Origin of the sequence: Sporosarcina sp. BP05 (assembly GCF_014282005.1) — a bacterium.
GTDB lineage: Bacteria > Bacillota > Bacilli > Bacillales_A > Planococcaceae > Sporosarcina.
In genome coordinates this window covers 1-10051 of record NZ_JACFTD010000035.1, presented here as the reverse complement: position 1 = coordinate 10051, position 10051 = coordinate 1, and the positions used below count along the sequence as shown (strand labels likewise).

12 protein-coding genes are annotated in these 10051 nt (G+C 34.6%); 8 read left to right on the top strand and 4 right to left on the bottom strand.

The window, feature by feature from the left end:
• Window positions 1-238: 238 nt before the first annotated feature.
• The 5 genes from H2672_RS18555 to H2672_RS18535 all read left to right on the top strand — a co-directional run bounded on the left by H2672_RS18555 (window position 239) and on the right by H2672_RS18535 (window position 2790).
• Window positions 239-694, top strand: coding sequence for a PH domain-containing protein (locus H2672_RS18555; protein WP_186673837.1), 456 nt, complete (start codon window positions 239-241; stop codon window positions 692-694).
• A 55-nt stretch (window positions 695-749) separates the two neighbouring features.
• Window positions 750-1082 (top strand): TIGR04104 family putative zinc finger protein, encoded by a 333-nt coding sequence (locus H2672_RS20035; RefSeq protein ID WP_370569709.1) that lies wholly within the window; start codon window positions 750-752, stop codon window positions 1080-1082.
• Between the two features lie 186 nt (window positions 1083-1268).
• Window positions 1269-1649 (top strand): hypothetical protein, encoded by a 381-nt coding sequence (locus H2672_RS18545; RefSeq protein ID WP_186673833.1) that lies wholly within the window; start codon window positions 1269-1271, stop codon window positions 1647-1649.
• A 166-nt stretch (window positions 1650-1815) separates the two neighbouring features.
• Window positions 1816-2232: a VOC family protein gene (locus tag H2672_RS18540; RefSeq protein ID WP_186673831.1), complete on the top strand. Its 417-nt coding sequence runs from the start codon at window positions 1816-1818 to the stop codon at window positions 2230-2232.
• A 210-nt stretch (window positions 2233-2442) separates the two neighbouring features.
• Window positions 2443-2790: a VOC family protein gene (locus H2672_RS18535; protein ID WP_186673829.1), complete on the top strand. Its 348-nt coding sequence runs from the start codon at window positions 2443-2445 to the stop codon at window positions 2788-2790.
• A gap of 122 nt (window positions 2791-2912) precedes the next feature.
• Here the strand turns inward: H2672_RS18535 and H2672_RS18530 are convergent, their stop codons facing one another.
• Window positions 2913-3317: a hypothetical protein gene (locus H2672_RS18530; protein WP_222439462.1), complete on the bottom strand. Its 405-nt coding sequence runs from the start codon at window positions 3315-3317 to the stop codon at window positions 2913-2915.
• Window positions 3318-3480: 163 nt separating this feature from the next.
• Window positions 3481-3927, bottom strand: coding sequence for a DUF3888 domain-containing protein (locus H2672_RS18525; RefSeq protein WP_186673827.1), 447 nt, complete (start codon window positions 3925-3927; stop codon window positions 3481-3483).
• Between the two features lie 582 nt (window positions 3928-4509).
• On the opposite strand from H2672_RS18525, the gene H2672_RS18520 reads away from it, so the two are divergent.
• The 3 genes from H2672_RS18520 (at window position 4510) to H2672_RS18510 (ending at window position 6622) form a co-directional block, all read left to right on the top strand.
• A complete protein-coding gene (locus tag H2672_RS18520; protein WP_186673825.1) occupies window positions 4510-4983 on the top strand; it encodes a DUF4825 domain-containing protein in 474 nt (157 codons plus the stop codon).
• A 127-nt stretch (window positions 4984-5110) separates the two neighbouring features.
• Window positions 5111-5662 carry a carbon monoxide dehydrogenase gene (locus H2672_RS18515; protein WP_346267722.1) on the top strand — a complete coding sequence of 184 codons (552 nt, stop codon included), beginning with the start codon at window positions 5111-5113 and terminating at the stop codon, window positions 5660-5662.
• 189 nt (window positions 5663-5851) lie between these two features.
• On the top strand, window positions 5852-6622 hold the full coding sequence (locus H2672_RS18510) for a hypothetical protein (RefSeq protein ID WP_186673823.1): 771 nt from the start codon (window positions 5852-5854) through the stop codon (window positions 6620-6622).
• 73 nt (window positions 6623-6695) lie between these two features.
• Here H2672_RS18510 and H2672_RS18505 read toward each other — a convergent pair whose 3' ends face one another.
• Both H2672_RS18505 and H2672_RS18500 read right to left on the bottom strand, forming a co-directional pair.
• The gene (locus H2672_RS18505; RefSeq protein ID WP_186673821.1) at window positions 6696-7535 is read right to left on the bottom strand and encodes a tyrosine-type recombinase/integrase; all 840 of its coding nucleotides are present in this window, start codon (window positions 7533-7535) and stop codon (window positions 6696-6698) included.
• Window positions 7536-7724: 189 nt separating this feature from the next.
• Window positions 7725-8723 carry a DUF2268 domain-containing putative Zn-dependent protease gene (locus H2672_RS18500; RefSeq protein WP_186673819.1) on the bottom strand — a complete coding sequence of 333 codons (999 nt, stop codon included), beginning with the start codon at window positions 8721-8723 and terminating at the stop codon, window positions 7725-7727.
• Window positions 8724-10051 lie beyond the last annotated feature (1328 nt).

The following is a 10051-nucleotide window of genomic DNA, read 5'->3' as shown; positions in this document are numbered from 1 at the left end:
ATACTATTAGAACTAAAAGGTAAGAAATAATTACTTATTGTCACATCATTTATATAATATGCAATTAATGTGTAAGTCTTTATGTATAACTAACGGGGGATTTAGCGGAAGATCATTGAGTAACAATTCAGCTCTTTTTCCTTATTCAACTAAAGGGGATTAGTTGAAGAGTTTTGTTTTAACTTGTGTTCAACAATCGGGACATTTAATCGAATAAGTATCAAGGGGGTGAATTTAAATGTATTTTCCATCTAAGAAAGATATTTGGTTAGCATTTATTATTTGGGGAGTAATACTTTCAATTATTTTAGTTTATATCTTTGGTGGAGAACCCATTGGCTGGCAAATAATAACTTATAAAAGTGTGTTAGGGTACATAATGAGTTTGCTAATAATAGGTTTGCTTTTATGGTTGTGGTTTGGAACAGGATACAAGGTTGAGGAAGGATTTATAAAAATCAGATATGGTCCATTTAGAAATACAGTAAAAATTGAAGAAGTTAAAAAGTTGAGCGCAACAAAGAACCCTCTAGCAGCACCTGCTTTGTCCATTGATAGGATAGAGATTCTTCACGGTAAATATAATATGGCGATTGTATCCCCGAAAAACAAAACTGATTTCATTAGAATTTTAGTAACTGAAAATCCGGATATTCAAGTCGATAAAAATCTTTTCAATCACCAGAACGATTAAAAAATAAAATTTTCCAATTAATAGGGCAGGTTAGTTGAAGAGTATTGTTTAACTAATGTTCAATAAACGGACCATTATGCCGAATAAGGGGGTGTTCATATTGCGGAAATGTCAAAATTGTAATATGCCTTTTAGCTGGAGTAAAATTTACAAAGCGTTTTTGGGTTGGGTATATAAGCCAGTTAAATGTGATAATTGTGGTGTGAAACATGAAATAACTATTCCAGGAAGGCTGATTTTTGTGTCGCTTACCTCTTTGCCAATGCTTCTTTTTGTTATTTTCTTTTCACCTTTTAATAACCTTTTTGCTACGCTAGGTGTAGGACTCGCCATACTTAGTATTGGCTCTTTGTTCGTACCGTATTTTGTTAAATTCAAAGTCGTTTGAACTAGTTATATTTACTAATGAAGACTAGTTTCTTAAGATTTCTCATTTCCGCAATCGGACGGGATAGTTTAATAAGCGTCTCTGTTCTTATTAAACTAACGGATAGCTTTAGTAAAGTATCATGGGACTGCTATAGGTAATCCAAAATTTTTGTTCATAGAACGCAGCAGTTTGTAGGAGGATTAAATGACATTATCTATTCACGATGGCGTGTTAATTGGGTACTCAGTGAATTTTCTGGAAAATGAATTGCAATTAGATATCGAAACGGTGGCAGATGAAATTGTAACTGTTATATTCGAGAATTACTTAGCACATTATTTCGATCATGTAATGGCAGGAAGTATTTTATTTGATATTGAAGAAGTAGATTTGAATACATTTTTCGTAGGGAACAATGAACAATTTCAGTCCCATAAATTATATGCTTGGCCGATTTGGTATGATGAAACGAATGAACTTGAAAAATACTTACAAAAAAATAATTATAAATGCTATGTTATTAGTGCGTCACTAGGATTAAATGGTTATGCATTTACTAAGACGCTTAAAATCAAAAAGAAATGATAAGTTGGGTGAGAAAAACTAAGGTTTGTGAAGTATTCTACTTGATCTAACCAGGGATAGTTGAAGAAGGATTAATTTTGAAACAAGAAGGTAAGAGTATAAGAAGCATTGAATTTATAATAGGGGCGAGCGATTACTGCATCTCTATATCAGGAGGTTTTTAGGTATGTCGAGAGAATTATGGTTGAACCTGCCAGTGCGAGAACCAGAACGGGCGAAGGCGTTTTATACTCAGCTCGGTTTTCGGTTGAATGAACAGTATGCGAGTCAAGACGGCTCATTCAGCGTGATTGTCGGCGACAATCAGGTTGTTTTGATGCTCTTCCCGGAATCCGCATTCCGCGGTTTTACTGGTAATGCAGTTGCGGATTCGCGGCATGGCACTGAAGTGTTACTATCTCTGGGGGCGAACTCCAGGGATGAAGTTGATGAGTTCGCCCTGAAAGCTGAACTTGCCGGCGGCACTGTATTCAGCAAGCCTGGCGAAAAGGATGGCTGGATGTATGGCTGCGGTTTTGCCGATCCAGATGGTCATCGGTGGAACGCGTTGTATATGGATATGAGCAAAATGCCGCGGGGCTGAAAACCCGATTCACCATTTCGTGACGAGTGTTTAAACTGCAAGTCAAATAAAGTTACTTAACTACCAGGTGCGATTGTTTAATAAGGGCAATCGCACCATTTTAAGTTTGTAAAGAAATCTACTTAAAGTAACGGGTGCATTTTAGTTGAAGAAGGAACTTACTAATAATCGAAAAACTAAAAACTTGAAGACAGACAGGAGCTAGAAACGATGATAAAAGGCTTCGGAGGAATATTTTGGAGAACTGGGAATCTTGAAGTTGTAAAAAAATGGTACAGTGAAGTGTTGAAGATTGAAATAGACAATTGGAATGGGACTATTATTAAACCCCATTCAGGAAATGAAACTGCCTTTTCTTTCTTTACTGAAGATGACCCTTACTTCCCAACAGAACAGCAAGTGATGTTGAATTTCCAAGTACATGATCTAAACGAGACTATTAAGCATCTTGAACATATTGGTGTACCTCTTGCAAAGGAAAAAGAGAGTAGTGAATATGGAAACTTTATTTGGATTAAAGATCCTGAAGGTAGACAGATTGAGCTATGGGAGAAATAACGGGTTGTAATCATTCATATTTTGTTGAACAAACGGGTGCTTGAGCGAAACGAGGAGTCTTAGTTGCGGCTCCTTTTTTTGTTCGACTAATGAGGCTATTTAGTTGAACAAGCATCCAAGTTTTACTCCAAATATAAATTGATTTCGTCCTGTTCCACTCTATCATCACCTATTGCTTGAATATATAAATGGTCATATAGGTATGGCCTATCTATATTCCAAGTTAAAGAAAAGTTTTTATCAGTTTGATTTTCTCGACTATCATAGCCAATAAGTTTTCGTTCTGTCCAAGTTTGAGTACCTGTTGGTATCAACCAGAATAAGATGGTTTCTGTATTTTCTGCTACAACATGAAATGTGATTTTCTTTGTTCCTTTTGGGATCTGTACCCAAGTTCCGTCTTTTGGATAATCTGTATATATACTTTTAATTTCGGGTTTGGATGATGTAATAGGACTTTCTTTACTAATAAATGGCTGAAATGCTGTAAGTAAGATATTTAATGTGAAAAATAATTTCAATATCATTAATTTCACCTCAAAAGTAGTATTCGGCCGATAAAGATTTATATGTGTTATTCAACTGAAGGACAGGTAAGTTGAACATCTTGACTGTATTTATAAAAGTTGTTTTTAGGTTAGGTAATAAAGAAATCCCCCAAAAACGGGGATTAACTTCAAAATGATCAAATCATACAATCATTTGCTTTTTCTTTATGATATCTTTCCAATTTGGAGGAAGTTCGTAAGTTTCCATGTGCTTAAAGCTTTTAAGGATAACTTCACTTGGAGTTATAGTAAATGTTAATTGGTCTCTTCCTACTGGGATATGTGGACCGACAACTCGAGTGACTTCAATGGTTACTAAAAACATGAAACCTCTATATCCATTAGTCATTTCCATCTTTAAAATCTTTATTTGATACGGGTACACCATAGGACTTGTGTAAAGGTAATCTGAATAGTAATTAGAAACAGACTTTTGAACATCTGGTAAAAGTAGTGAAAAAAACAAGTCCATCATGAGTTCTTCTTTAGACTTTTCAGCAGGCTGATAATAATCTGGTTCAGCATAATTCAATATTGCTGACATTAGAAACAACAGGAAAAAAGAAGGAACTATAATAACTATTTTCACTTTTACACCACCTTTAATGCTTATTGTGTTCAGAAAAGATTAACTTATCTCAACCAAATAGTTCTTTTTTGAAAATGGGAAGAAAAATGAAAAATAAGTAACGTTTATATGAAAATAGCCTTCAACTACCATGAAAATTAAAAAACGCCTAATGTCTATAAAACTGCATAACAAAAAAATGAATTTTTTTTAAAAAAAGCCAAGCTTTTAGAATGATAATATTGTGATGATAGGTAAATCAGGAACAAACTCCATTCTTCCTAGAATATAGGGAAAGCTAGTGCAGTAACCAGAGTAGGATTAATCCCCCATAAGTGCCACCCGTATTGGGTGCGACAGTCTGTGATGCACCGCGGTAGTTGAAGTCGAACTAACGGATAGGGCTCTATGGCGCAATGGTTGATTGATTTTCTATGCTAGCAGTAGTATTTAATGCCCGTTCTGTACACATTTTCATCCTCTGTGGTGTAGCACTGATTTTGCGCTACATGTATGGCTAGCGGGTAGAATGCTGTAACTATAATTTGTGTACTTTTATGGTGAGTTTGTATAGATTGATAATTCATTAAAGGGGGAATCCAAGTGAGAAAAATAATTAATTTTTTGATCTTTTTATTATTGATAATGCTTTTTCTAAGTGGGTGTAATACAAACAATAAAAACGGAAATTTATTTCAATATAAAGATTCGTTTGTAGGCGATAACAGTGCGGTAGGAAACATTGCAAATCAGTTACGAAGTGGTGAAAATTTGGAAGGGTTTGAACTTAAAACAAAAGAGAAACCGTATGGAATAATCTTGAATTATGATTGGTTAGAATCAGAACAAAACTATAAAGAAACAGCGATATTCAATGCTACATTTTTATTTTCATTAGTTCAAAATGTTGATTGGATAACATTTAATTTTGATAACCGAGAATATAAAATAACAAAAGGAAATCTACAAGAGTGGTACGGAAAAGAATTGAGTGAATTTAAAAACGAAGATGAACTAAGAAAATATATACAAGAATATTTGAAAGATGAAAATAAAGTAAATCAGTTCTTTAACTAATGAGTGCTTTAGTGAAGAACAGGGGCTTCTTGGGGAGCTCTTTTTCTTTTTGAACTAACTGGGCAGTTTACTTGAATAAGGATTATTGAAACTGAACTGGACAAACTAAACCCAAATATAATTTGAGGTGATAAAATTGAATAAAAGTGTACCTTTTTTATTGGGTTTATTAAGTATATTAATTTGTGGGTTTATTTATGGAACAGTAAATGCAAATCCGAATGATACTCCTCCTTCTATTGAGGAAATGTACGCTGAAGTTGGATATAAATCTGTAAAAGAAGCAGTTAAGGAATTTGAAAATCATTTTAAAAAAGATGTAAAATTGCCGAAAATCAACCCATCTATTCCTTTCACCCATCAATTCGGAAGATTTTATGAGGATAAGGAATATAACATCAATGATTCGCTGGAAATCAAGTTTGTGAATGAAAAGGCAGTAGAAAATCATTATAAAATTAATATTCGCCCCTTGAAAAATAAACTAATTTTTAAGGATAAAGGTAATCAGGAAGCCTATACACTTAAAAATGGACAGAAAGCCATTTATGTTGAACACCAATTATTCAATTTTTTCGTTTTCGAAAATGGTAATTGGCAATATATGCTTGGGATAGACAAAAGGGTGTCTAAGGTAACGCCTGATACATTGTTTGAAATTGCTAACTCAATTCAATAACGACTGTTAGATAAGACCATTAGAGTCCTTTTTAAACTAACGAGGCAGGTTAGTTTAAAAACGGAGGCTGTCAAATGACGAACTTTTTTAAATAGGAATCTGACTGGTTTGCAGCTGTTATTTCGGTATTTATTTTTAATATAAGGGGAAGATACCTACAATACTTACATCCAAAGGTGGCGTTAAACCGTGAAGAAGTTAGTCGTACTAGTCCTGGTGTTTGTTGGAATTTTTTCCTCAATACAATTAGCAAAGGCTAATATTCAACCCAAATTAAAAGCAGAGGATGTTTTATCTGTTCAAGTAAACAGTTTAAACGGGGGATCTCGTATATTTAAGGGAAATGATGGATATGAAGAAGTGATCATCGATAAGGTTGTTAAATGGATAAACACATCAAGTCCTTCCGAAGGAGCAACTGAGTTAAATTTAAATAACCCCCCCACAGTCTCGATGTTGAAAATAAAAATGAGAAACGGGGATGTTGCGGTTATCGAACCTGCCTATAATTGTATTTCCGAAAATCAAACAAAAACATGTACCATAGCAGATGGCGAGGTAATATATACCCAGAATCAAGTGAAAACTCGATTAAAGTCGCAAGACCTGTATGATTGGCTCTTGGTAGGATGGAAATATGAAAGTGTTGGGGCACCTAAAGATGAGTTGCTTGAAGAAACTTTATATACCAGATATTTTTCCTACCTCGACAAAACTTACTCAGATTTTATCATGTGTCCAAAGATAGATAAAGTTGAAAGAATAAATGGTGATACAAGAAGACATATCGTTCATGCAAGTGCGTTAAATTATAGTGCACACCATGGTGACACTCCCTATGATAGAATCCATATCACGTTGACTGATACTCCAGAAAATGGTGTTAAAATAAATAAAGTTACAATACAAAAAGGTATTTCTGATAAAGAAGCCCTTATACAATGTAGACGGGAGAGTTGAAAAATATTGTTGCACTAACGGGTGCTTTAGTCAAGTAGAGCGACGTCTTTTAAGACATTGCTCCTTTTTACATTTAAAAGTACTTCTGATAATACTCTTTCCTTAGCCTACCGCTTAATTGAGCGTAGATCCTTGTGGTTTCACTTTTCCCATACCTCATAAGACTTTGTATGACTTCAATAGGAGCTCCATTATTCAACAAATGAGTTGCATAGCTGTGTCTAAGTTGGTGTGGTTGAATCTCTTTATTGATTTCAGCACGATTCGAAATCCGCTTGATGATGTATCGCATTTGTGCGACACTCATTTTATGTGGCTGCCTTGCTGTCACAAAGATAGCAGGATTATTGTCATTACGGCTTTCAATATAGCGTTTAAGCCATATGTCGCAACGTGTATTAAAATAAACCTCCCTCTCCTTATCCCCTTTACCTCTAACGATTGCGGATTGATTGGACCAATTAATATGGTTCTTTTCTAACGCAACTATTTCTCCAATTCGACAACCGGTAGAAAACGTGAATTCAAAAATCGCTTTTTCCATTGGGGAATGACAGGATTCACGAAGGTGTTCAATTTCCCGTTCGGTTAAATACTTGGGTATCCGCTTCCCTACCTTAGGCTCTTTAATTTTGGAAGTTGGATTCTTACTTAGGTAGCCTTCTTCATGAGACCAACGAAAAAACGATTTCATAAAGCGGATACGATGTGCAAGACTGGCTGGTTTTAAATGCTTGCCGGATATAGCAAGATATTCCTTCAGTTGTTTTGTATCCAGCAATTCCATCTCAACATCCTTAAAATAACCAATTAGTAGCAAAGACTGTAAATGATAGATCTTCAACGTTTGTGGTGAAAAACCCTCTATTCGTTTATCAGCTTCAAACGAAGACCATGCTTTTGGCAGTAACAATTCCATTCCCCCTAAAATAGTAATATTAAAGGGATTCTTGCCAATTTAATAGAATTATAGACACTGAGGAGTGTTTTTACTAACGGGGCAGGGTAGTGAAAGAAGAGTTTTATGAATATAAACAAAAAAATCCTTTTCTACATTTTAGAAAAGGACACATAAAGTTTTGTAGACCTTTAATAAAGAAAATTACTCGTAGTTAGCTCTGAAGTTTCCCTCTTTAAATATTTCCTCAGAATTTTTAGAAGTCCATTCTTCTACTGTCATATTAGGATGCATATTTAAGTAAGATCTAACCATTTTGTATCCTTCACTATAGCCATAAGCATAAGGGAGACCATTAAAGCCCCCTATTATCATTTCAGTAATCTCCCGGGGAGCAACCCTCTCAAGATATGGTTCAATCCTGCTCCAATATTCTTTGTTAAATCTTTCGTCAACCACATAATGCGTATTATTTAAATCGGGATACACTAAGGTTTCAAACATCAAGGCCTGCCCTTCCAATATAAAATGATCTAATCCTGTTAGAAAATAATTTTCCGTATAATGTTTTCTGATCCAAACACTATGATGATATTCATGGGATATGCCTGGTTTATAAGAATTATCAAACTTACTGTAAGAGACTATAATTTTCCCTGATCCAATTGTCATCATGTCAGAAGGTAAAATTTCATTTTTAGGAAATATACATACCGTTGTTTTTTTATCTGATGAAAGTATGTCTGAGGATTTAACAAGTGATTCCTCAAATACCTCATTTAAATGATCTTTATTCATTGATTCAATTTGTTTCTCAATACTATCAAAATCACTTTCTTTGGGAGTCCATTCAAGTGGATTGACCGGATGTTCTGCGTCTTTAAAACATGCTTTATATATAGGTTTTATAATTCCCTGTTGATATAATTTATAGTGTGATTCATCTGGATTATCTTTAACAGTTGCAAAATAATCTTCATATAGCAAGTAAGCATGAATTATATTAAATTCTTGCCCTGTATTGGGGTTTTTAAAAGAATAAGATATATTGTGTTGTTCATTTTCCAGAATTGTATTCTCGTGAGATTGTTCATTTTTCGTATTTATATTCTCGTGGGATTGTTCAGTTTGCTTACAGGCTGATAAAATAAAAATTAATAGAAGTATACAAAATGAAACTAAAGCTTTATTGGCGATATTCATAAATTTCATCTCCCTTTACTAAATTGACTTATTCCTTTACGTTCCATTTCATCTAAAAGTTTCATTAATTTAATTAATGAATATTCAACGCATTAAACAAAACATACTATTAAGATAATTAGGTTGGCTTGGAATAATTGGAAGGAAGATTCTTGAAGAGGGAGACTACTTTCCAATTACAAATAAAATCGTTGTGAATTAATGTACTTAAACTAACGTGTGCTTTACTTCAACAACAGGGGCTTCTTAGGGAGCTCTTTTTTCTAATTGAACTAACGGGCAGGTTAGTTGAAGAGTGTTGTATAATAAATGGAAGAATGTGCGCTAAAATTAACGATAATACTTTGATTATTCGGAAAGGTGTGTTCAAGGTGAAGAAATATCAGAAGCGTACTGTTTACATTTCAATTGGGGTCCTTGTTTTCTTCTTAGTGCTTTCATTAATCACACATCAATGGGGATTCTTTTTATGGAGTTTATTACCTGTTTTTATAGTTTTGATGACTACGTTTTCCAGCAAGATTGACAAGGTAAATAATGAAAAATAAGAAAATTTTCTTAAACTAACGGGTATCTTTAGTTAAACAATCGGCTGCCTTTACAGGGCAGCTTTTTCTTATCGAGTAATGGAGTAAACTACTTCCGTGAACTGTTGTTACGTTAACCTGTGGTGTATATTGGATGAATAGGAAAGTACAGTAAAACTAGCAAGTGAGAAGGATCAATTGTTGAACCGTTGTTGTGCCACAAACGGGCCAGTTCGACAAGTTCTGTGATAAATGCCTTCGGCATGAAAACACAGGGGATTTATGATATAAATATCAACTTTGCAACGGAAGATAGGAATGACGAAACCATGTTTTCTGAAACTATCTCATCAATACTCCTGCGTGCGCTATGAATGACAGTTCATAGGGTTCGAAGTACAGGTAGAGTCGGCAGAAGGAAGGCTGAAGCCATTCTTTAGAAAAAGGTATGCCAACTGATATGCCGGATGGCTGAAAAACTAGATATGGTGAGTATGTTCCCGTGTAAAAGGAACTGACGAACTTCTGAATTTAAGGGTCTATAGTTTGAACATAGTGAAAGCTATGTCCCATCGTACGATGGGGTGAGTGGTGTAAAGTAAAACTTGGCCCTCTGAAATACACTATACCGAACAATGGTGGTATCCAGCTCACAGGCTTAAAGGAAGCACCTACGTCTTGAACTGATAGCTATGTTGCAAGGGACTTGGAAAGTAAAGAACGTTGAAACAAAGGCTGTTACCTGAAACGTTTGCTATAAGACGTTAGTCGAAATGCATTTATCTTTATGAGGGTAGGGGC